This window comes from Glaciimonas immobilis, from assembly GCF_011947285.1.
Lineage (GTDB): Bacteria > Pseudomonadota > Gammaproteobacteria > Burkholderiales > Burkholderiaceae_D > Glaciimonas > Glaciimonas immobilis.
In genome coordinates, this window is sequence record NZ_JAAOZT010000009.1 from 298,938 (window position 1) to 320,052 (window position 21,115).

General features: G+C 46.9%; 21 protein-coding genes. 14 read left to right on the forward strand and 7 right to left on the reverse strand.

What is annotated here, in order from left to right; genetic code table 11:
* Window positions 1-24: 24 nt before the first annotated feature.
* From HAV38_RS15625 to HAV38_RS15650, 6 genes are all read left to right on the forward strand, one after another.
* On the forward strand, window positions 25-822 hold the full coding sequence (locus tag HAV38_RS15625) for an NEL-type E3 ubiquitin ligase domain-containing protein (RefSeq protein WP_168056298.1): 798 nt from the start codon (window positions 25-27) through the stop codon (window positions 820-822).
* A 587-nt stretch (window positions 823-1,409) separates the two neighbouring features.
* Window positions 1,410-2,225 (forward strand): leucine-rich repeat domain-containing protein, encoded by an 816-nt coding sequence (locus HAV38_RS15630; protein ID WP_168056299.1) that lies wholly within the window; start codon window positions 1,410-1,412, stop codon window positions 2,223-2,225.
* 306 nt (window positions 2,226-2,531) lie between these two features.
* Window positions 2,532-3,539 carry a leucine-rich repeat domain-containing protein gene (locus tag HAV38_RS15635; RefSeq protein ID WP_168056300.1) on the forward strand — a complete coding sequence of 336 codons (1,008 nt, stop codon included), beginning with the start codon at window positions 2,532-2,534 and terminating at the stop codon, window positions 3,537-3,539.
* Window positions 3,540-3,705: 166 nt separating this feature from the next.
* Window positions 3,706-4,827 carry an ABC transporter substrate-binding protein gene (locus HAV38_RS15640; protein WP_221313794.1) on the forward strand — a complete coding sequence of 374 codons (1,122 nt, stop codon included), beginning with the start codon at window positions 3,706-3,708 and terminating at the stop codon, window positions 4,825-4,827.
* The gene (locus tag HAV38_RS15645) at window positions 4,827-5,708 is read left to right on the forward strand and encodes an ABC transporter permease (protein WP_168056301.1); all 882 of its coding nucleotides are present in this window, start codon (window positions 4,827-4,829) and stop codon (window positions 5,706-5,708) included. Before HAV38_RS15640 ends, HAV38_RS15645 begins: the two co-directional genes overlap by 1 nt.
* Entirely contained in the window at window positions 5,705-6,517 is an 813-nt protein-coding gene (locus HAV38_RS15650) for a quaternary amine ABC transporter ATP-binding protein (protein ID WP_168056302.1), read from the forward strand. The genes HAV38_RS15645 and HAV38_RS15650 overlap by 4 nt, the downstream gene beginning before the upstream one ends.
* A 123-nt stretch (window positions 6,518-6,640) precedes the next feature.
* Here the strand turns inward: HAV38_RS15650 and nhaR are convergent, their stop codons facing one another.
* A complete protein-coding gene (gene nhaR / locus HAV38_RS15655) occupies window positions 6,641-7,609 on the reverse strand; it encodes a transcriptional activator NhaR (RefSeq protein ID WP_168056303.1) in 969 nt (322 codons plus the stop codon).
* A 98-nt stretch (window positions 7,610-7,707) separates the two neighbouring features.
* Here nhaR and HAV38_RS15660 point away from each other — a divergent pair, with 98 nt between their 5' ends.
* The 3 genes from HAV38_RS15660 (at window position 7,708) to HAV38_RS15670 (ending at window position 9,234) form a co-directional block, all read left to right on the forward strand.
* On the forward strand, window positions 7,708-8,109 hold the full coding sequence (locus HAV38_RS15660; RefSeq protein ID WP_168056304.1) for an HPF/RaiA family ribosome-associated protein: 402 nt from the start codon (window positions 7,708-7,710) through the stop codon (window positions 8,107-8,109).
* A 23-nt stretch (window positions 8,110-8,132) separates the two neighbouring features.
* A complete protein-coding gene (locus HAV38_RS15665; protein ID WP_168056305.1) occupies window positions 8,133-8,819 on the forward strand; it encodes a Bax inhibitor-1/YccA family protein in 687 nt (228 codons plus the stop codon).
* A gap of 127 nt (window positions 8,820-8,946) precedes the next feature.
* A complete protein-coding gene (locus HAV38_RS15670) occupies window positions 8,947-9,234 on the forward strand; it encodes a TFIIB-type zinc ribbon-containing protein (protein ID WP_168056306.1) in 288 nt (95 codons plus the stop codon).
* Here HAV38_RS15670 and HAV38_RS15675 read toward each other — a convergent pair.
* On the reverse strand, window positions 9,169-9,870 hold the full coding sequence (locus HAV38_RS15675; protein ID WP_209216767.1) for a PilC/PilY family type IV pilus protein: 702 nt from the start codon (window positions 9,868-9,870) through the stop codon (window positions 9,169-9,171). The two genes, HAV38_RS15670 and HAV38_RS15675, sit on opposite strands and share 66 nt — an antisense overlap.
* On the reverse strand, window positions 9,867-10,100 hold the full coding sequence (locus HAV38_RS21680; RefSeq protein ID WP_209216769.1) for a hypothetical protein: 234 nt from the start codon (window positions 10,098-10,100) through the stop codon (window positions 9,867-9,869). The genes HAV38_RS15675 and HAV38_RS21680 overlap by 4 nt, the downstream gene beginning before the upstream one ends.
* 435 nt (window positions 10,101-10,535) lie before the next feature.
* Here HAV38_RS21680 and HAV38_RS15680 point away from each other — a divergent pair, with 435 nt between their 5' ends.
* Both HAV38_RS15680 and HAV38_RS15685 read left to right on the forward strand, forming a co-directional pair.
* Complete coding sequence (locus tag HAV38_RS15680) at window positions 10,536-11,240, forward strand: hypothetical protein (RefSeq protein ID WP_168056307.1); 705 nt, start codon at window positions 10,536-10,538, stop codon at window positions 11,238-11,240.
* Window positions 11,241-11,524: 284 nt separating this feature from the next.
* Window positions 11,525-12,271 carry a hypothetical protein gene (locus HAV38_RS15685; RefSeq protein ID WP_168056308.1) on the forward strand — a complete coding sequence of 249 codons (747 nt, stop codon included), beginning with the start codon at window positions 11,525-11,527 and terminating at the stop codon, window positions 12,269-12,271.
* Between the two features lie 71 nt (window positions 12,272-12,342).
* Here HAV38_RS15685 and HAV38_RS15690 read toward each other — a convergent pair whose 3' ends face one another.
* The gene (locus HAV38_RS15690) at window positions 12,343-15,006 is read right to left on the reverse strand and encodes a PepSY domain-containing protein (protein ID WP_168056309.1); all 2,664 of its coding nucleotides are present in this window, start codon (window positions 15,004-15,006) and stop codon (window positions 12,343-12,345) included.
* Between the two features lie 671 nt (window positions 15,007-15,677).
* Here HAV38_RS15690 and HAV38_RS15695 point away from each other — a divergent pair.
* A complete protein-coding gene (locus HAV38_RS15695) occupies window positions 15,678-16,196 on the forward strand; it encodes a hypothetical protein (RefSeq protein ID WP_168056310.1) in 519 nt (172 codons plus the stop codon).
* On the opposite strand, the gene HAV38_RS15700 is transcribed toward HAV38_RS15695, so the two are convergent.
* The 3 genes from HAV38_RS15700 to HAV38_RS15710 form a co-directional block, all read right to left on the reverse strand.
* Window positions 16,189-16,953, reverse strand: coding sequence for a metallophosphoesterase (locus HAV38_RS15700; protein ID WP_168056311.1), 765 nt, complete (start codon window positions 16,951-16,953; stop codon window positions 16,189-16,191). The two genes, HAV38_RS15695 and HAV38_RS15700, sit on opposite strands and share 8 nt — an antisense overlap.
* Window positions 16,943-17,683, reverse strand: a complete 741-nt coding sequence (locus HAV38_RS15705; RefSeq protein WP_168056312.1) for a VUT family protein — start codon at window positions 17,681-17,683, stop codon at window positions 16,943-16,945. The genes HAV38_RS15700 and HAV38_RS15705 overlap by 11 nt, the downstream gene beginning before the upstream one ends.
* Window positions 17,684-17,775: 92 nt before the next feature.
* Window positions 17,776-18,435 (reverse strand): helix-turn-helix domain-containing protein, encoded by a 660-nt coding sequence (locus tag HAV38_RS15710; protein WP_168056313.1) that lies wholly within the window; start codon window positions 18,433-18,435, stop codon window positions 17,776-17,778.
* Between the two features lie 521 nt (window positions 18,436-18,956).
* On the opposite strand from HAV38_RS15710, the gene HAV38_RS15715 reads away from it, so the two are divergent.
* Both HAV38_RS15715 and HAV38_RS15720 read left to right on the forward strand, forming a co-directional pair.
* Window positions 18,957-19,940: a response regulator gene (locus tag HAV38_RS15715; protein ID WP_168056314.1), complete on the forward strand. Its 984-nt coding sequence runs from the start codon at window positions 18,957-18,959 to the stop codon at window positions 19,938-19,940.
* Window positions 19,941-20,429: 489 nt separating this feature from the next.
* Window positions 20,430-21,008 carry a DNA-3-methyladenine glycosylase I gene (locus HAV38_RS15720; protein ID WP_168056476.1) on the forward strand — a complete coding sequence of 193 codons (579 nt, stop codon included), beginning with the start codon at window positions 20,430-20,432 and terminating at the stop codon, window positions 21,006-21,008.
* The last annotated feature ends 107 nt before the right edge of the window (window positions 21,009-21,115 follow it).

Here is a 21,115-nt window from a genome sequence, read left to right on the forward strand (position 1 = left end):
CCTGGCGCCGGTGAAGATCGCGATATGCCAGTCCTCAGAATGAAAGCCTGCCTCGAATTAGGCGCTGCATGCCTCAATCTGGTGTGTCTCGCACTATGTAGTTTGCCACCTTTGATTAAAGAATTGTTTTTTTATGGCAACAAACTCACCACTCTCCCGACGTTGCCAGTGGATCTGCAAAACGCCCGTGTACTCGCTGCGGTGGAAAGCGACAAATATGACTGCGACTTGCCTGCATTGATTGACATCGGCAGAAATATGTTTCGACAGGATAAGCTGGAACAAATCGCTCGGGCGAATGCGGCTACGCCAAAGTTTAAAGATGAAATTGAGGTGTGTTTTGCTTATCTTATCGAGCTGCGGGTCGTACTGAAATTGACCCTGCCGGTACAAGCAATGCGGTTTTTTGATATGTCGGGCGTCAAGCGAGAAGACTTCAAGATCGCCGGACAACAGGTAAAAAGCAAAGAAAATAGTGGGTTTCTGACATGGTTACTTCAATGGGTACCATGGGAAGGTGTCATGCGACGCGTGGATGAACGGCTTTACGTTCAAATGAAAAAAGCGCTGTACGAACAGCTGGAAACGATTGAGCCGATAGCGATTGCTGAACTGAAGCAGCTGAATTTGAATTTGGACACTGACGCCATCAGAATCAAAAGTAAGGAAATCGAGGAAAAATTATCTCAGCAGCTCAGGATGCGCTTTACGCAAGATTTTCTGGTTAAAAAAGACCTGCTGAATCTGTTGGACCCATACTGGAAGGGCGAGAATCTGTTGTCGTACGTGGACGCTAGTGCATTTGCAAAGCCATTGAAATGAGCGAAATATGAATGCGCGTGCGGCATCTGGAGCGTAGAAATAGTACTCCGATATTGCTCAAGGTATACCATGTTGCCGGTAAATCCTTCGCGATCCTCATCCACGGCGTCAGTCGGCCCGACACAATCAACTTCTGGCGTTCAGTCAGAAGCGAATAGAGAAAAAAGCTTTTCGAAGTATGGAATTTGTGGGTAGAGAACGCTCCTGATGGAGCCGGTGAAGACCGGGTTATAGCATTTAATAGAATGCCGGACTGCCATAAAAGGCGAGCAACCCGGCTTGAACTGAATGGTCTCTCAGATCCTCGGCAATGACGTGCGCCCTCAAATGGCGTAACACTTGGTAATTAGCAATGTGTCCGGGGGTAAGCTGCAAACTTATTTCGTCCTTGCGTCGTGCGAAATAAATATCCGGTGCACCAGAGATATTCTCGCTAAAAATGGGCCCCTCATTTTTTAGGCCCGTTCTGTACAGGCCTTAATTTTTCTTGTAGTGCCTCAGCAAAGGTAATGAATGATTGAAATATGAATGCGCGTATTGCGCATAGATTGTAAAAAGAAGACCCCCATCCGCACCAGGGTTTTACTATGCTGACCATTCGATCTTCGCAACCATCACCCACCGCTTCGGTTGATTTTAATCGATCAACATCAAGTACACAGGTAGTCGCGGATAAAGAAAAAAAGCTCTTCGAAGAATGGAGATTGTGGGTAATGAATGCCCCGGTTGGAGAAGGTAAAAATCGAGAGATAGCGTGCAACAGAATGGAAGATTGTAAAAAAAGGGATGCTGTTTGGCTAGAACTGAATGATCTCGGTCTTTCCAGCTTGCCCGGAAGCTGGCCGCCTTCCGTCAAGTATTTGAATCTCAGTAATAATTGTTTGACCTGCCTGCCTACCTTGCCTGATCTTCTTGAATTTCTTTATGCCGACCATAATCTTTTGACTCACCTGCCAGAAGTGTGGCCAGCCGGTGTGATAGAACTTCACCTGAATTTCAATCAATTGGAACAATTACCAAAGATATTGCCTACGAATCTAACGTACCTTGATGTTTCAGATAATCGCTTGAAGAGCTTGTCCGATTCTTTACCTTTTTTTATCGAGGTCATTATTGCCTACAACAATTACCTCACTCATCTGTCGGTCTCGCCTATTTATCTGACCGAAATTAATGTCAGTAATAATCAGATAAAGGATTTGCCAGAATACTTTTCCCCTTCGCTGAGAACATGCGATGTTAGCTACAATCAAATTACGCGTATTCCTGCGGGAATAATAGCATTTGCGGGGGCTGCGCGATTTTATGTAAGGCATAATCCTTTTCCTGAAAACGTACAGCGAGCTATCCATGACCTGGATTTTAATCCGAGTTATTATCGGGTGAAATTCATAGGCGTTTAAAAACGTCCAAAGTAAACGCAACATCAGGCTAAGCGCAATTTTTTTAGATATGGAGCAATAGACCCCACTGGGAATCTTTGTGAACGTTGCAACCACGGAAAACCTCGAACGGGATGCCGATGCTTACGCTCCTCATTGGCTACGGATCATTCCCGTTACTGCGCGCAGGGGCATTGTTTACCACGCTCGTTAAGTTCCGACGAAAGTCTTTGCATCTGTAAAGTAAGGCTAATGATCGAAATATGAAGGCGCGTTTGGCGCGCATATTTTATAAAGGAAACTGTCTATTCAAACGAGAGTATTCCCATGATCAGCCTGCTCGCATCTTTTAAAACTCCATTTTCCCGGTCGGTTCAGGCTCTTCCGTTAACTTCGGTTGAACGAGCAAAATTCAAGAAGGAAAAATATTTTGCCGAATTGGATGCGTGGGAAAAAAAGGCGATTCCCGGTGCCCGTGAGAAGCGTGATGTAGCGGTCGCCAATGTCAAAGACTGCTATGAACGAGACGGTACTACGCTCAGCCTAAGTCATCTTGACCTGCGCAGTTTGCCCGATATCGCGTTACTTTGCATAACCGAGCTGGATATTAGTCATAATAGACTGACCTCTTTGACAGGCCTGCCGATATTCATCGAGCATCTTGACGTTAGTTATAATGAGCTAACGGAGCTTGGGGACGACTTACCTCCTTGCGCGATAGTAATTGACGGTTCTCACAATCTGTTGAGCAGTTTGTCGAAGGCGCTACCTTTCCCCCTGCTAATTCTTGATGTCAGCGATAATAATTTGGTACTTATCACCGATAAGTTATCAGTTAATCTCTGGGAAATTAACCTTGATAATAACCGACTCACTAGTCTGGAGGGGTTGATGTTGCCACGTCTGGAGACGATCCGCGCCCGAGGAAATTTGTTGACAGAGGTGCCGGTCCTGTCCAGTTCTGTGAAGTATGTTTATCTTGATCGTAACAGGATACAAGTGCTGCCAGACCAACTGGTCGAGGGTTTGATCAAGATTTATATCAACGATAACCCATTGAAATATTTATCGGAGTACTTGCCCCACTCAGTGGAGGCAATACATGCCAACGATACCTGGTTAACCGGTCTGCCAAAATTTCGGCCCGGGTCCCTAACGACATTAACGGCCAACAGGAATTCGATCGTAGATGTTCCTGAATGGGTAATGGAGCTGTCTGCAAACGGGCTACTTTGCTTGGCTGACAATCCGCTTTCTAATGACTCGCGACAGTATCTGCAGTTGCTATTGGAGGCCGGTGGGCCGGATGGCTCGAAATCCCAACTTCATTTCTAGTGGACAGCGAAATATTTGTTACGATGGTCTGGTTTATAGCAAATTCGCGAGCGGACAGATGGGGACGACAGTCGCGGGTTGACTTGCTGAACGGAATGTTATCTGGTTAAATATTCCATTCATGGCTAGCCGAGGTAGCTGGCACAATCTAAAGGCAGAGGTAAAGATGACGATCAAGCAGATCCAGCGGATTCTACTGCTTCAAAGTATTATTAAACGTGCTGTACTAACGCTGGCGAGTATTTCCTTGCCAGGCAGCTATGCCGCCTATGCGGCATCCCCCTCCCCCTTGACGACATTAGTTGTGCCCGGACCCGTTTCAGCGACTACAAGCTCGCCTTGGTGCGCTAGCGGCAAGACCGTCAAATTTGCCGGCCTTAACTGGGAGAGCGGCTCCGTCCTGACCGAAGTAATGCGCACCGTCATGGAACAAGGATACGGCTGTAAAACGGAGAGCATTCCCGGCAATACGGTAGCGATGGAAGTGGCGCTGTCAAAGAACGATATTCAGGTGCTGGCCGAAGAGTGGGTCGGGCGCAGCGATGCCTGGAATACAGCGGCTAAGGCTGGTAGCGTAGTGCCGCTCGGCAAAGTCATCGTAGGCGCAACCGAAGGCTGGTATGTGCCGGAATATGTCATCAAGGGCGATGCCAGCCGTGGTATCAAGCCCATGGCACCCGCGCTTAAATCGGTCGCGGATCTGCCAACTTATAAAGCATTGTTTAAGGACGTAGAAGAACCATCGAAAGGGCGTTTTCTAAACTGTCCGACCGGATGGACCTGTGAAGGTGTCAATACGCAGAAATTGAAGGCCTATAAGCTCACCAATAGTTATGTTAATTTTCGTCCCGGCACCGGGCCGGCGCTGGATGCGGCCATCACGTCGGACTATCAGCGCGGCAAACCGCTGCTGTTTTATTATTGGGCACCGAACGCGCTAATGGGGAAGTTCAAATTTATCAAATTGCAGGAGCCAGCTTTTAATGCTGTGTGTTTTAAGACATTAGCAGATAAAGAGGCTGCCAATCCTTGCGGTTCGGCAGCCCCCGAGGCGCTGATTCAGGCGGGAGTTTCCAGCGTTTTCAGGAATGCTGATCCGGTTCTCAGCGCGTTCTTGTCCAGGGTCAATATTCCGCTTGATGTCTTGAACAAGTCACTCGCAGAAATGGCCGACCAAAAACTAGTGGCCCGCCAGGTAGCGCATAATTTTCTAAAGCAGTACCCGGAGATATGGAAACAATGGGTGCCCAACGATGTAGCGATCAAACTTACGGCTAGCGTCAAGTAATGTTTTTTTCGCTTTCGTTAAAGCAGATAATTAATCGGGGTGTCGAATGGCTGGTGACGCATTACGGCGATAGTTTCCATGCGATTAGTGATGCAGTACTAACGTGGGTACTGGTGCCACTTGAAACCACCCTGCGGGCGGCCCCGGCATGGCTCGTTTTGCTCGCAATTGGGCTGCTGGCATGGCATGCAACGCGACGTCTGGTTACCAGTGGTTTGCTGGTTGCTCTGCTGTACCTGATTGGTGCTTTTGGCCTGTGGGACAAGCTGATGCAGACGCTGGCATTGATGCTGGTATCGACGGCGATCACGCTGGCAATGGGGATTCCGCTGGGGATATTAATGTCGCGCAGTACGTGGTTGCGTAAATTTCTTTCGCCAGTGCTGGACGTGATGCAGACCTTGCCTACGTTTGTGTATTTGATTCCGGTCCTTATGCTCTTTGGTCTGGGCAAAGTACCGGCGATTTTTGCGACCGTGGTGTATGCGTTGCCGCCGCTAATTCGCTTGACCGATCTCGGGATTCGTCAGGTCGATGCCGATCTGACCGAGGCTGCGTGGTCCTTCGGGACAAGCAAATGGCAACTGTTGATTGGCGTGCAATTGCCGCTGGCCCGCCCGAGTATTATGGCGGGGATTAATCAGTCAACGATGATGGCGCTCGGCATGGTCGTGATTGCGTCCATGATCGGCGCACGCGGACTGGGCGAGGATGTATTGCAGGGTATTCAGACTTTGGACACCGGCACCGGCTTGCAGGCCGGTATTGCCATTGTGATTCTCGCCATTGTGATTGATCGCATCAGCCAGGGATATGGCTTAACGCGGCGCCAGCGGACTGCATTGAAGCATCCGCAAACCAAAGAGCAAATCCTTAAATGATCAAAATCGAAGCGCGTCAGATCGTTAAAATCTTTGGCCCTCGCGAACAGGAAGCGCTAAAGCAATTGCGCAACGGCAAGAGCAAGGCAGACATCTTGCAGCAAAATGATTGCAATGTCGGTCTGGATCACGTCAGTTTACAAATCGCTGCGGGACAAATCTTTGTCATCATGGGTTTGTCCGGTTCCGGCAAATCCACCTTGGTACGGCATTTCAACCGCCTTATCGATCCAACTGCCGGGGAAATATTTGTCGATGGGCAAAACATTCTGACGTTGAATGCCGCCGGATTGCGCGATCTGCGCCGCCGCCGTATCAGCATGGTGTTTCAAAACTTTGGTCTGTTGCCGCATCAGACCGTGCTGGAGAATACGGCTTATGGCTTGCTGGTGCGCGGCGATAATCGTGCCGCAAGTCTGGCGACTGCACGCGACTGGATTGAGCGGGTGGGACTTTCTGGGTATGAGAACAATTATCCGGACGCGCTCTCCGGTGGCATGCGGCAACGCGTTGGCTTGGCCAGGGCGCTGGCGATGGACACCGATATTGTATTGATGGACGAAGCTTTTAGTGCGCTTGATCCATTAATTCGCAGCGAGATGCAAGCGCAATTGCTGGACCTGCAGGCAACGTTGCAGAAGACGATCATATTTATTACCCATGACCTCGATGAAGCATTGCGTCTTGGCACCCGGATCGCCATTTTACGCGATGGAAAATTGGTGCAAGAAGGGTCACCCGCTGAGATCTTGAAAAATCCGGCTGACGATTATGTAAGACGTTTTGTCGAAAAAAGGGAAGTGTTTTAGGTACATTAATTTAGTTTTGGAATAGGTGTAGATTATTGTGATGATGGGTACGGCACGCACCAAATTATTTTTTTCATGCCGATTTAGTTGATCTGGTTGATGTAGTAAATTTAGCCGGGTGCTTTATTTGCGTTTAGTTTTAGATTCGATCTGTGGCTTAGTTTGCGGCTTGGCCGCAGGTTTGAGGTGCGTAAATACTCGCCCATGGATTGCTGAAAGAATCGCTTCGACGGCGGGATGTTTGATCTTGCGTTCATTTGAGACGGCATAAAATTGCTCGTGCACCTGATCAAGCTTGCCAATGTGTTCGGCGCCAAATTGCTCTTCAACATCTGCGGCAAGTGCGGACGGCGCAGGAAACAAGCCCAACCCACTCCGGCCAAAGGTATTCAACAGCGCATTATCATCAAATTCACCCACCACATTGGGCCGCAAACCACGTGCCTCAAACCAGTGATCAATCCGTCCACGTATCAGATTGTTGCGGGTCGGTAGCAATAACGGTGCGCCATTCAGGCTGGTGGGGAAATCGTCGCGATAACGTTGGGCCAGTTCAGGCGTGGCGAACAATGCGATGTCGCTTTCCCCCAGCAAATGGCTAAATACCCGCAGCGTGGTGCCGGAGGGCGCGGGCCGGTCAGTCAGTACTACATCGAGCTTGTGTACCGTCAAATCACCTAGTAATGACTCAAACTTATCCTCGTAACATACCAATTTTACCCGCTCCGGCAGACGTAGGGCGGCGTCCAGCAAACGCGAGGCGATCAGTTTAGGCAGCGAGTCCGATATGCCAACCGATAAACGCAAGGTGCGATCATCGTTGGCTGCGGCCAGCGCCTCTTGCATCTGCTCGCCCAATAGGAATATCTGGTCCGCATAGACCAGCGCCAGGCGTCCCGCTTCTGTCAATACCAGTCGTCGGCCTTGCGGTGCCAGCAGTGCCTTGCCAATGGCTTGCTCCAGCAGGGCCAGTTGCATGCTGATGGTCTGCACTGCAACGCCGAGGCGTTCGGCGGCGCGCGTAACGCTACCCTCTTTGGCGACTACCCAGAAATAGTGGAGGTGGCGAAAGTTCAGTCCGGTGGTTTTCATTGTTCTGTTTTTACGAAGTAATAGTTCTATTATCTTCGCTTTTTAAATATTCGGCACGACGCTATCATTATTACTCCTAAAGCGAATTGGAGTTATCAATGAAACCGACAATCGTTGCAAAAGGGGTAAAGCTAAGTAGCCGTTTGCGTGAGTATGTAGCACATCGTCTCGGCCTGACGCTTGACCGTGCACATTACGGCATTCAGACATTAAAAGTACGCATCACCGATCAAAATGGTCCTAAAGGCGGGGTCGACAAGCATTGCCAGATACATTTGACGATGGCGGGGTTTCCAACGGTCATGGTGACCGAAAAAGGCAGTGATATACCCGCCATGGTGGACTTGGCCGCACAACGCGCGGCGCAAAGCGTGGATCGTCTGCTAGCGCGGACAAAAGCGATTCGGCGGGTGAAATTTAGCCCACGCACCGAAGCGGTGGCTCCGCTTGCAAAGGAATTATTGCTTAACGATCCGTCACCCACGGGTCGGATTACTTAACCGACTAAAAATGAAAGGCTTGTATGAATAACCGTTACAACACGCTCAGAAACAGCACTCCCAAGTATTCGACCACGACGGTCATGGACGGCGCTGCGCGTCAGGTCTTGCGCAATACTTATCTGTTGCTGTCACTCTGTCTGGGCTTTAGCGCTATCACCGCTGGCGTCACGGCCGCGCTGAACTTGCCCGGACCGGGGATTCTGATCACGATTGCGGGATATTTCGGCCTTTTATTTTTGGTGACTAAATACAAGGACCAGGGTCTGGGCGTGGCGCTGGTTTTCGCTTTAACTGGTTTTATGGGGTACACGCTAGGACCGGTTATCAGCGTTTATTTAAAGATGCCAAATGGCACGTTGACGGTGATGATGGCGCTGGGCGGCACCGCAGCAATTTTTCTCGGAATGTCGGCTTACGCCCTGGTCACCAAGCGCGATCTGTCATTCATGCGCGGTATATTAACGGTCGGCGTACTGGTGGCGTTTGTCGCCGCTCTGGCAGGCATTTTTCTTCAAATACCCGCTTTATCGCTGACAGTATCTGCGGTCTTTGTGCTGTTGATGTCAGGAATGATTTTATATGAAACAAACAATATCGTCCGTGGCGGCGAGACTAATTACGTGATGGCGACGGTCAGTTTGTTTGTGTCGATTTTTAACCTTTTCACCAGTCTATTGCACCTGCTCGGCTTTGTGAATAAGGAGTAACCGGGAAATATCTGCTGCGTAATTTTCAGGTATTCGTTACCGTAATGTTATTGCAATAGTTGTTGCAACATCTGCTGCAAATCGCGTTCATCGTTTTTTTGATCACTGCTGATCATTGGAGGTTTTCATGTATTGCCCCGTATGTAAAGAAAAAGAACTCGTGATGAGTGAGCGCCAAAATATCGAGATCGATTATTGCCCGAGTTGTCGCGGCGTCTGGCTGGATCGCGGCGAGCTCGATAAAATCATTGATCAATCACTGCAGGAATTGACCCCCGTGAATGCGCCGCCGGAAAGATCGGGGCGACACCAGCTCGACCATCGGATGGCACATCACGACCGAGAATCGTCATCCGACGGGTATCGCCATCGTCCTAAAAAGAAAGAAAGCTTCTGGCAGGAATTGTTTGACTGAGGTCGGCCAGGTGGGGCTGCGACGCGGAAAAAAGAAAGCAAAAAGGTGCTGGCAAATAGGCCTGGCACCTTTTTTATGATTTGGATATTGCGCGATATTCCTAAAGCACGCGTGAGTGCAGCGCACTACCAAAACATTAAGGATGCCAGCATGCGGCTGTTTGCGAGACGCGGTAGTGCTCAATGCGGACTGCTGATTGGCCTGATGAACCGTTAATGAAGCGCAGGTCAAATCCTTCGTTTGGGTACCGACGGCGCTAGCAGTAAGTGCAAGTGGTTGCTGCCGGGGCGTATTAAGTGTCGCCATAAACGCGCCGTTTAACAGGCCGGGTGCAGTGACGACGCGCTGTCCTGCCACCGGTAAGTCATCGTACCAGCCGAATTTAGTATTCCAATTGACGGCTGTAGTGGTATCCGTCAGCATCCCTCCGGTCGCCGCTGTCAGTGTCTGCGCCTGCAAATTGGTGCGGGTTGGCACAAGGGTGTTTACGGGTTTGTCCCAAATGCCGTAAATGGCTTGTTTCAACTGATTGGTCAAATCTGCCGACGTCAATAGTTGGCCGGTCCCAAACATCACGAACTCACCCAACAAGCGCGGGTAATTTGGATGCAGTGACACCACCGGGGCTGCCGTCACTGGTTGGATATTCCCAGCGCATCGCGGGCCTGAAACAGCAGTCGCACCGTCCATTTGGTAGCGTCAGTATTGAAGACATCGATCGCCCAAAGATTGCCTTGTAAATCGCCTGCATAGACTTGCGTAATCGGCTGCCCCTGCAGGCCGTCTATATTGCCGACGGCGACCGTGAATAGTTCCTGCGGCAAACTACTATTGCAAGCAGCGGGGACGACATCTGAAGAAGACATTCCGGCTGCGGCTATCAGAGGTCGGGTGGTGTATCCCCATCATTTAACCGCTCGTGCAGTCGTCCCATATCAACCTCGCGTAGTAGAACGCCTTGCGTTTTCAATGATTATCGTTGCGGCAAGTTACCTTTTAGTCGTCCCAATTCGTACCAATCCTATTAATAAGAGAAACATTTAGTTCTGGTCTGATATCGACAGCGCGATGCATCCAATAGCATATTTATGTCGTTGTGGGTTTGTCTGCAAACTTATGGGCCTGTGTATACGCAAAGTATTTCAGCAATGGATTCATCTTAGGTGGGAACCAAAACAGTACGTTTTTAACCTGCTGGTACTAACCAATATTCTAGACACCTTTGGGATCGCGAGTGATGGCATTGATAACGCCAAATACTGCGGTGAGACTCTTTCTTAGGCATAAACAAGGAAACCAGCATGTTCGTTTCGCCCCATAATTTCAACGTAGCTACCGCTGCGGATCGTGAACCGCGACCTGATTTTTCGCGCTCAACAGCCGCTGAGGTCGGAAAGTACGCGGTGAATTATCTTAAGACGCACATAAGAGATAGTTTTCATTTGCGAGCTTTGCGGCGACAAGATCAGACGGTATTGATACAGCAGCAAAGTTACGTTTATTTGTGTGCGGGCACTTACAATAAATTTTGGCATACGTTTACCACAGAAAATTTTATCGATCACACTGACGGCGTGCGCAGTCGTGGAATCGGCCACAGCGTTGATATTTGCATGCTTGCTGCACGCGTCATAGTTGAAAATGGGTATCCTGGTCCCGTTCACATATACCAAATTAACGGTGACGCAGAAGGATTCGTGCTGCATCACGTTTTTTTATTCATCCATGTGAACCGGAAATCGTCGAGTGCTGAAAGTCATATGATAGATCCACTTATACAAATGTTAAGCGAGGACGAGCAAAAGAGTTTAATTGGAGCTACTCAGCCTCAAACGTTCGTAATGGATGATTGCGTAAGTCATTTATATTGTATGGGACTTGATGAAAAAACAGGTGAGGGACGATTTTTATCGCTACCCGATATTTCGAAACTTGGAATGGGTCCTGTTGCTACGGTTTCTCTTGACGCCGATAGTAAAATTCAATACTTTCCTTACCCAGTTTAACTTTCGGTAAGGCTATTGAGAACCGCATCGCAATAGACCGATGATCAATAGGTCGCTCGGATTAACCAACTGCGGTCGGGCGGATAATTCCGATTTGGCATCGCGATAGTGTCGCATCTGCATACAGTCTTTTATGTGGTGGATTTACGTACCGATAGTATCCGGCAGATAATTCGACTCTCCTGCATGGTCGGCAGTTAAATGACCATCGAATAACATCATAAGGTCCAACATTGCGGTGATTTTGCTGGGATGGTTTTTTTGCCATTGACAAGGAGTCACGCATGGAAGTTTCAGGAGCATTTAAAATTGGCGCAGGTGCCGTTCCAAATCGTGTAGGGCAGCGCAATTTTTCGCGTGCGACACCTAGTGAGGCCGGAAGGTTCGGCGTGGATTATGTTAAGGCACATATAACGAAAAGTGTAAATTTAGAAATTCTTCTGCGAGGCGAGTGCCCGGAGGAGTTGAAGAAACAGCAACTCGACCTTTATCGCTCCGCAGACACTTATGAAAAACCTGTAAATGAGTTTACTACAGACGATTTTATGCGACTGACTAGCGCAGTACTCAGTGAAAAAATGGGGAATTGTGGTGATCTTTGTATGATCGCTGCGCGCGCAATAGTTGAAAATGGCTATCCTCACCCTGTACAGCTTTGTTCAATTAAGGGCACTATGGAAGGTCTTTACCTTAATCACATTTTTGTCCGTATCTGCGGGAGCCCACAAGATAAAAAGGTCCAGCATCATTTGATAGATCCATTTTTGCAAATGTTGAGTCCATCTGAACAACAAAATTTAATCGGGACAACGCAGCCAAAAACGTTCGCAGAGCCTGAATATTTTGAGCATTTATATTGTTATGCAACGAATGACCAGACCGGGAAGGCGCGACTTCTGTCGGTGCCTGAAATTTCGGATTTTTTCTCGGGTTCTGTGGGTACGGTCTCGCTGACTTCCGATAAGAAAATTCAATTCGTTAGTGCGCTCTCCTCTGAATTATCTAAAGTGCGACAGGATCAGCGGCGTTAATCGTTGCGCCAGTCAACCAATCATGATGCCATGGTGCATCCGTGCCCCAACCACGGATGCGCGTGCACAATTTAATAAACATCCCGACGATAACGTCCTGCCGCGATCAGATCGTCCAACCCTGCCTCGCCGAGGATGTCGGTGAGGGCGCTGTCTATGCCTGCAGCCATCCCATCAAGGCTACCGCAAACGTAGACGATTGCGCCTCGATGGATCCATACGCGTAACTTATCCGCTGCCTGACGTAACCGATCCTGCACATAGATTTTTTCTGGCTGATCGCGTGAAAATGCGAAATCTGCATCGGACAGGATGCCGCTGACCAGCCATTGTTGAATTTCCTCTTCGTAAAAGAAGTCATGCGCTTGATTGCGCTCTCCGAAGAGTAACCAGTTTTTGCGTTGATCTTTGAGCGCTCTTGCGCGTAGGTGGCTACGCAAGCCAGCAATGCCGGAACCGTTACCGATAAAAATACATGGTGTGTCGGTACTGATCAACTCGAAAGAAGGATTGGGTAACAAGCGCATCTCGACCTCGTCGTCGAGCGGAATGTGCTCAGTCAGCCATCCAGATGCCAGTCCAAGGCCGTCATCGTGGCTAACTTGCCGGACTAAAAGATGGACGTTGCGATCTTCAGGAATTGAGCCGACTGAATAGCGACGCGTTCCTAATGGCCGCAATTGATCGGCTAATTCTTGCGCAGTTATTGGTAGCCTGTCTTTGTTAATGTTCGGCAAGTTGCTGGACGCTAGTAATTCTCCGATTGCGTATTGCTTTCCCTCGTAATTCACGGGAACGCTGTTGTTCAGTCCCGAACGCCGCAAGAAATAGTTGATCCGTTCGACGGAGTGACGCGGTAAGACTTCCACCAACGCTCCCGACACCCAGTGCTTATGGGATTGATCCGGTGGCGCAAATTCCAGATGAAAAATCGGGTCGCCCTGACTGCCGGGATTGCATTGCTTGCGCGCATTCAAGCGCCACCGTTGATAATCCATTGCCAGTGGTCCGTCCGGGGCGTTCGCGATCGCAGCAAGTGTGACCGCTGTGCCGGTCAGTTTGCCCAATGCATCCTGCCAGCGCGACAAAGCGGCGGCGTCGCCATTATCAACTTCGATCATCGGGAAAAATGCCTGTGCGCCTTGATTTTGGAACCAGTGCTGAAGGGTATGACCGAAACCGCAGTATTGAGGATAGCTACTGTCACCCAGCGCCAAAATAGCATATTGCAGATGCGGCAGAAATTGCCCGACCTGTTTAGTCAATTGGCGCGCAAAGCGGCGTGCGCTATCGGGTGGCTCGCCTTCGCCAAAGGAGCTGACAATCAGCAGAACCCGATGAAAGTGGCGCAAGCGTTCCGGGTCTAGCGTTGACAATGATTGTATCGTTACCGACATGCCGCCAGCTTGCAATGCCGCGCCACTGCGTAACGCAACACTTTCGGCGAAGCCGGTCTGACTGGCAAAGGCGACCAATAGTGTGTTTGTTGTGACCGACGTTCGGACGGCAGGAATAGCATCGTCCGCTAGCGCGGCACGTCCGAGGCGCACCAGGTGTTTTTTACGTCGACGATCCAGATATAACATCCAGCCAGTGATGCCAAAAAGGGGCAGTCCAAGGCTAGTCAGGGTCATAAGGATGCGTCCGGTCAATCCGAAGTAAGTCCCCATATGCAGCGGGTACACGCTGTTAATCAAGCGTCCGCCCATAGATTTATCGGCATACCGCTCAACTTGCATAACGCTGCCGGTCAGCCCATTCACCTTCATTTGATTACGGGCGCGCTCATGTGCAGGATTTGCGTCAAGGTAGGTAATCTCAACAGGCTTGCCGACCTGGTCGGGGACACGCAAACGTGCGGTACTATAGCCAGCAGTTTTAGCTGACTCGCGCAAAAATACCTGCCAGGCAATGGTCAAATGTCCGGCCTCGGCCGGTGGTATATCTGAGGCATTTTTAGTTTCTTGTTTCGGTCGCAGTGCAGATTTATCGCCGCTGGCGATCCTGGACTTAGGCGGAACATCACCTTGTTTTGGCTGCATCTGTCGGGCACCAGACGTTTCATCGGCCAGCTTGTTTGCACCGTCTTTAAACCAGTCAAAGGCCCAATACAAACCAGTCAGACTAAGTACCAGGTAGAGTACTAACACCCATGTACCAAAGACCGAATGCAGATTCCACAAAAACGACCGGCCGGTGAGCGCGAAATTTATAGTGGTCCAATTGCCCCATGCCAACGGGCGCCGGGGCCAGCGTAAGTAGAGTCCAGAGAGCGCCAAAAATATCAGGCCCAACGCAGCGCACCCTGCTAGCACCCTCCCGATATCGCGAGGGAGCAAAAAGTAGCGATGGAAGCGCTCGACAAATTCAAAAAATTCATCACCTTGCAACGGCGGCAGTAACGCGCCGGTGGTCGGGTTGACATATCGCATCTCACCGCGCTTTGCTCCCGGTGCAGGTGCAAAGTTGACCCGCGCTGGCCTATGCGGATCAGCAAATACCGTCACTTGTGCAACCTTATGAACCGGCTGCAAGCTTTGTATTGAGCCGAGCAATTCATCGGGAGTAAGGAGCGGATTGGGTGTTAAAGCCAACGTCATCACGCCGGGATTAACGACATCCAGCAATTCTTCTCTGAACGACAATATCGCGCCAGAAAGGCCGATGAGCATCAGCAACGTACCTACGGTGATACCGATAAACCAATGGATCTGAAATAAAATATTTTTAAACATAAAAAGTAAGCAGGAAGAGCCGGAAATCAGTGAGAACTAGCAAAGTTGATGCATCGACTACGTGCTTGCGATATTTGGTAACTTCCTTCTGCAAAGGATATCGAAGGCCCGACGTGGCTGAATCCTGTAGGTGCGAGACCATTATTTATTGGCTATTATAATACTATATGATAATGATTTTCATTATCATTCGTATTACATATTTTTAAATCGGTCAGGAAGCTTATTGTTTTGTGCAATTTTGCATTGGAAGTAGGGCGTGCTCTACATAGAACCGGAACTTATCGTGAGCGGCACGCGTTAATGTGGACGACACTTGAGGCGAAAAAAGTTCTTCAACTAAGTAAAACACCTAACTATATAAAATCGGGTAACAGTGCAGGATTTGTTAGGCATAATACTGTATGTAAATACAGTTATCCTGAGATATATTTATTGGTGTTCTTATAACTAACCGAACTAAATTTATGGTTAATAGAGGGAAGCGGGCCGGATACCTGCAAGGGGCCTGCTGTAGGGCGTAGAGTGTCCTACATGGAAGCCAGATATCAGAAGAAATTATTGGGGCCTCACGAAATACGCGAGGTTATTTGTCAATTAAGCGAAATTGTAGAGAATTATGAAATTATGAAATTATGAAATTATGAAATTATGAAATTATGAAATTATTTATGTCATTAAAAAAATGGGCGAGCTCTATTTTCAATCCGCCGTATCAATTAACCCTAAGCGAGAAAATGGTGAGTGAGTTATCGAATGAAACAATTTACATTTTCAAACAATATGGAAGCCATGATTATATAAAAATAACTTATAACGATATTGTAGGTAGTTCAAGTATTATGCAAGCAATCAATCCAAAAAATTTAATGGACATTCATCTAAACGAATATATTCTAAAAAAAGAACTGGATTCATACAGGATAAAAGAAGTATTACGGAATAATTTATATAAAATATCCAATAACGCTACTGAAGAAATATATTCAGGGGAGCATATATGCAAAAATATAGATATGTTTGATAATATATCCGTGTCGGATATTTTTAAAATAGCCTATACGTCGGGATTCAACAAGGGTAGACGAATTTCAATTGAAATAAATGAATTGGTAAATGAATCAAAAGAAGAAATTAAAGAGATAAATTCAGAAAATGTGACCTATTTGGACAATAAATATATTAGATAAAAATTGTTGATGATCTATGGGATTTTTTATTAAATCTGTGGATTTTAAAACCACTCCTGTTTTCAATTTCAACATTATCGGTACCCTTATTCCATTGAAAACATGTTGCAGGACAAGTTTCCAATACATGATTTTTATTTAATATTTTATAATCGCCATGCACATGTCCACAAATAATCAACTTTATCTGCTCTGTTTCAGTGATTAATCTAAAGAAATTTTCGTCGTTTTGTAACATACATTCATCAACAAGTGGCGTGTTAACCGGATACGGATGATGGTGCATAATAATCGCAATATTTTTACCGGCTAACTGTGATATTTTTACATTTTCTGCAAATATAGAAAAATCAGCGCTATCGATATATCCTTTAGCTGTACCGGGTCTGCTAGTATTTAAAGAAATAAAATCCCAAAATCCTGTCGTAATTTTTGTTAATTGTTTTAGGACACGAGAAGTATTGAAAATGGATTTTATTTTATACTCGTCATCATGATTACCAAAAATCCAGTAGATGGGAACGCCTAGTCTTTCAAGTTGATGTAAGGCTAATGCATAGGATTCCAGGGATTCATCCTGCGAAACATCGCCAGTTACTATAGCGATGTCAAACTTTTCGTTATAACAAGAAATTATATGATCCACGGTGTTAGAGAATGATTTGTAGGTGCAATTCCCGTGCAGCGTGGCTGCTTTGTCTGAGAATAAATGCATATCTGTAATCTGCAAGATATTTATAACATTTTTATTTTTCATTTTCTCTTCCAAAGTAATTCCTATCATCTTCTTCCTTATTTTCCTTAAAAACTAAAAATGGGTTATAGGAAATATTCCAATCATAATAATCAGTTTTTTCAATTTTCTTAATAGTCTTAACTAAATATATTCCAATTGGTAACAATATGAGTGACATTAACACTTTATAAGACCATGTCGTGGCTATTATATTAATAAGGTCGGTAGTGCTATATTTTGAAGACAAGCTAATTGGATAGGCTGTTAATAATAATACGGCTTGGGAAATCATTGATGAAATTATAAATCGTATGAAAAACAACTTACCATTAAAATATATTTTTAGCTTTGAAACTATTAAGCCATTGCAAAAATAGGATGCAGGAACGGATATCCACGTACCAATCATTACTAGCCAAAATTCATGAAACAGACCATAGTACAGCTTCGATATGTCGTTGTTATTTACTTGGATAATTGATGCCGCATTTATTAATAGTACAAAAACCGTCTGAGTAATAACGAGTATCCATACTGTTCTGCCACCCAATTTATAACCGTAAACTTCTGTTGAAATGGTAGATAATAAATAACAAAGTGAAAATATTATGCCACTTGCCGTTATTTTGAAATCATAAAAACTAATTGTCTTATACACCAATGTGTCACATGTAATCATTATCGTAACAGTGAGACCAACAATCAATCCATATAGTTTAAAATTGCCGTCTCGTCGTTGATTTTCTTTCATCGTTTTATTTTCCATAGCATCTAGCAATGGAAAATGTCATCCTTATATTTTAATTTGCGTTTATAAATTACTTTAGCGGCGGTCGTTCGACGTTATCTTTGGGAAAACGTTTTAATTGATTTAAGTACGACACCTATCATTTGATAGTCTTTATAAATTGATGGTGAGATATCGCTTTCCAATGTGATAGACGAGAATATAAAATTATCGCCATTAATAAAAATTTTTCTGAAACAGGGGCGATGAGTGCCAATTTTTATTAATACTATATCCCCGTCGTATGGCTCGTCGTCTTTAGAAATAATGAAAACCGTTCCGGAAGAGTATCCCGGATAGAGCGAGTCGTTATTAATAAGAATAGAAAAATAACCTTTTGCGCTTGTCTCCTCAATTTCGGTAGTATATGTGTCATATTTATCATGTTTCTGTTCAAGATACATGCATAAATCGCTCATTTTTATGAGAGGTATAGTTTTAGCAGAACTTCGTTTTAATTTTTTCTCTGATAAATCTATTTCAGTTAATTCACCCACACTCACATTAAAATAATTTGATAAACCCATCAATGTAGAGAGAGTAGGGTTGCCAACTCCCCTGCGTAGACTGTTAAAAGTAGCAATTCCGAGCCCCGTTGCCTGGCATACAGCAGCGGCATCTACGCCTTTTTTACCGATCAGATACGTAAGATTTTTCGCGGTGAGCGCAACTGCGTTGTGGTCGCCACTCGATGGTAAGGGGATTTTTTCGATCATATATAGTTATTGTTTGATTTTTAAATATTAAATAGATGATATAGTATCTCTCAGGCGTTTGGTGGATATCTATTGCTTTTGGCGCATTTCGTTTTGCATGAGAGGGGTCACTATCAGTAGACCTTCGAAAATTGCTGTGATATTCAAGGATTTTCCATAGCATTTATAAATTAGAATCAACCGCGATTACGCTGGCCTTTGTATGTGAGCGCATACGTTGGATCGCACGCTGGCTGGCGGGTAGTTGCCACGCATGGCCTGCGTGATGGCGAGAAGTTGAGGCAGGACGCAGGGCCGGAGCGGGGGGCTATCTGATTTGCGATGGCGCCCTCGGCAGGGCCTCAAAGCGCGCACCGTGCCAGTAAATATGCGTGTGGCATGTTGGGCTGCAAACAAGTAGGCAAAACCGTCGCCTTACTGGCAGTATCGCGCACGGATACGACGCGCCGCCAGGCGCAAACCGATGGGATCGCGCTCCGCGTTTGTTTAACATTATTTTTAATTATTAGAACGTGGCAGAGATGAGTTACTTTATTCAAACAGCGATACCGGTATGCAATGTTATTCATCAGCAATCAAACCCCTATGGGCAGGTACCGCCTGATGCGATATTCACTGAACGCAAGTCGCGGTTTTCCGTTTTGGTGGTGGATGATCACGCTATCAATCTTTTTAGCATTAAACGCCAGTTAGAAGCTTTGGATTGCGACGTTGTGGAAGCTAGTGATGGTGACGCAGCGTTAGCGCTAATTGCGAAGCGATCATTTTCTCTCATCCTTTTGGACTGTTATATGCCGGGCAAGGACGGTTATCAAATTGCGCAAGAAGTGCGTAAAGCTGAATCCAAAGGTCGCCATCGGACGCCGCTTGTCGCTATTTCTGCTGCGACTGACGCCCACCATCTACAACGTTGCGTTGATGCGGGCATGAGCGCGGTGTTAAAAAAACCACTTCGGAGCGAAGATTTAAACGCCCTGATTATAAAGATCAAACGCACCGACAAAAGACGGCTTAAGAAGCCCGATTTGCGCTGTGCGACGATGGAGACCTTCAGGATAAGTGGGAGAGCTGCAAGGGCGGAGATTATCATGGGGCATACGACACGTGATTTTTCTGAGATGGCCAAATCGGAAGTTGGTAGCGTTTTACATAATTGCACAGACGTAATGAGCTCGCCAATTTCTGCGAATCCAGTGACAGAAAACAATGCTATAGATCCGCAAATCATTGCGTTATTTCGTGCGAGTGTCAAACACGATTTAGATAGAATTGGACAGGCTTTAGCATCCAACGATCACGCGCTCATTGCCGCGCGCGTACATCGTTTAAAAGGTGCTGCGATGGTACTCAGGATAAGTATGATTGTTGTAGCTATCGAAAAATTTGAGAACTTTCTTCAGATTGATCAGGGCCCGCATCTTATCTATCGTTACCAGGCTTACCGACGCCTTAGGGCAGAGATCGCAAGGGGATGGAAAAAGCTGGCCCTGACTGCTGGCGGATGACTTACATTACGGCAAAGGCGGCCTGCGATACATGAGAATGGGCTATTGCATTCTGACGGGTTGCCATCGTAATGGCCTATTGCATTCTGACGGGTTGCCATCGTAATGGCCTGAGCGCGAACCGGCGCTCTGCTGAATGTGGTCGTTACCGTCATTATTGGTGCTAACGCTGATGCCAGATTTGACATTTATATTAATGCCAACATTGATATCATTAAACAGGACGTTAGCGACGGCGGCGAATACAAGGCATCAACTATTTCGGAGCAGAGGCAAAAAAGAAACAATACGGCCACATACTTTGAGAGTACCCAGAGAATTATCTTTCCAAAATTCTGCTTAATTATTGCATATCTTTTACGTACTATTGTGCAACCACCGCCGCACAACTACCGCCACGCACCTATGACGATTAACAGCGTAAAAGCAAAAGAAGCGCTCGACGAGATTGCTAGCCATGACATTAAGAGCATCAGCGATGGTGGCAGCATTGCGCCCACGAATCCCCGCTGTGGGTGGGTAAACTTAAAAAATCCGCTCTATCTGCGTTATCACGACGAGGAGTGGGGCGTACCCTGTCATGACGAGACAAGGTTATTTGAGATGCTTAATCTTGAAGGCGCGCAAGCCGGACTTAGTTGGGAGACCGTTCTCAATAAAAGAGAAAATTATCGTGTAGCTTTTGATTGCTGGGATGCGAAAAAAATAGCCCGCTACGATGCCGACAAGGTGGCCGAACTGATGGCGAATGCCGGAATCATCCGTAATCGGCTCAAAATTGCCGCCACCATTAACAACGCCAAAGCCTATTTGCAGTTGTGTAAAGAGGTGGGTGGACTTGACGCGTTTTTGTGGGCTTACGTTGAGGGCAGGCCCTTGCAAGGGAATTGGTTTAACGGGAATCCCAGCCCCGCAAAAACGCCACTATCTGATCAAATTTCAAAAGACTTGCTTAAGCGCGGATTCAAATTTGTCGGTTCAACGATAATTTACGCTTATCTTCAGGGGGTAGGGTTGATAGACGATCACACGACCGAATGCTTTCGCCATCATGCCGCCGGAAAATAGCGGATCCATGGATTCGTTCCGGGGCGGTGCCTGGCGAACTTAAAACACCGAATGCGAAGTGTGAAGTGTTGACCGTTGCAACGTTAATATGCCGTTTAAGAAAATGG

What these genes read in the sequence shown, in the direction of transcription:
- HAV38_RS15625 (WP_168056298.1), top strand. Translation starts at nt 25, where the DNA reads ATGCCAGTCCTCAGAATGAAAGCCTGCCTCGAATTAGGCGCTGCATGC.
- HAV38_RS15630 (WP_168056299.1), top strand. Translation starts at nt 1,410, where the DNA reads ATGCTGACCATTCGATCTTCGCAACCATCACCCACCGCTTCGGTTGAT.
- HAV38_RS15635 (WP_168056300.1), top strand. Translation starts at nt 2,532, where the DNA reads ATGATCAGCCTGCTCGCATCTTTTAAAACTCCATTTTCCCGGTCGGTT.
- HAV38_RS15640 (WP_221313794.1), top strand. Translation starts at nt 3,706, where the DNA reads ATGACGATCAAGCAGATCCAGCGGATTCTACTGCTTCAAAGTATTATT.
- HAV38_RS15645 (WP_168056301.1), top strand. Translation starts at nt 4,827, where the DNA reads ATGTTTTTTTCGCTTTCGTTAAAGCAGATAATTAATCGGGGTGTCGAA.
- HAV38_RS15650 (WP_168056302.1), top strand. Translation starts at nt 5,705, where the DNA reads ATGATCAAAATCGAAGCGCGTCAGATCGTTAAAATCTTTGGCCCTCGC.
- nhaR (WP_168056303.1), bottom strand. Translation starts at nt 7,609, where the DNA reads ATGAAAACCACCGGACTGAACTTTCGCCACCTCCACTATTTCTGGGTA.
- HAV38_RS15660 (WP_168056304.1), top strand. Translation starts at nt 7,708, where the DNA reads ATGAAACCGACAATCGTTGCAAAAGGGGTAAAGCTAAGTAGCCGTTTG.
- HAV38_RS15665 (WP_168056305.1), top strand. Translation starts at nt 8,133, where the DNA reads ATGAATAACCGTTACAACACGCTCAGAAACAGCACTCCCAAGTATTCG.
- HAV38_RS15670 (WP_168056306.1), top strand. Translation starts at nt 8,947, where the DNA reads ATGTATTGCCCCGTATGTAAAGAAAAAGAACTCGTGATGAGTGAGCGC.
- HAV38_RS21680 (WP_209216769.1), bottom strand. Translation starts at nt 10,100, where the DNA reads ATGTCTTCTTCAGATGTCGTCCCCGCTGCTTGCAATAGTAGTTTGCCG.
- HAV38_RS15680 (WP_168056307.1), top strand. Translation starts at nt 10,536, where the DNA reads ATGTTCGTTTCGCCCCATAATTTCAACGTAGCTACCGCTGCGGATCGT.
- HAV38_RS15685 (WP_168056308.1), top strand. Translation starts at nt 11,525, where the DNA reads ATGGAAGTTTCAGGAGCATTTAAAATTGGCGCAGGTGCCGTTCCAAAT.
- HAV38_RS15690 (WP_168056309.1), bottom strand. Translation starts at nt 15,006, where the DNA reads ATGTTTAAAAATATTTTATTTCAGATCCATTGGTTTATCGGTATCACC.
- HAV38_RS15695 (WP_168056310.1), top strand. Translation starts at nt 15,678, where the DNA reads ATGTCATTAAAAAAATGGGCGAGCTCTATTTTCAATCCGCCGTATCAA.
- HAV38_RS15700 (WP_168056311.1), bottom strand. Translation starts at nt 16,953, where the DNA reads ATGAAAAATAAAAATGTTATAAATATCTTGCAGATTACAGATATGCAT.
- HAV38_RS15705 (WP_168056312.1), bottom strand. Translation starts at nt 17,683, where the DNA reads ATGAAAGAAAATCAACGACGAGACGGCAATTTTAAACTATATGGATTG.
- HAV38_RS15710 (WP_168056313.1), bottom strand. Translation starts at nt 18,435, where the DNA reads ATGATCGAAAAAATCCCCTTACCATCGAGTGGCGACCACAACGCAGTT.
- HAV38_RS15715 (WP_168056314.1), top strand. Translation starts at nt 18,957, where the DNA reads ATGAGTTACTTTATTCAAACAGCGATACCGGTATGCAATGTTATTCAT.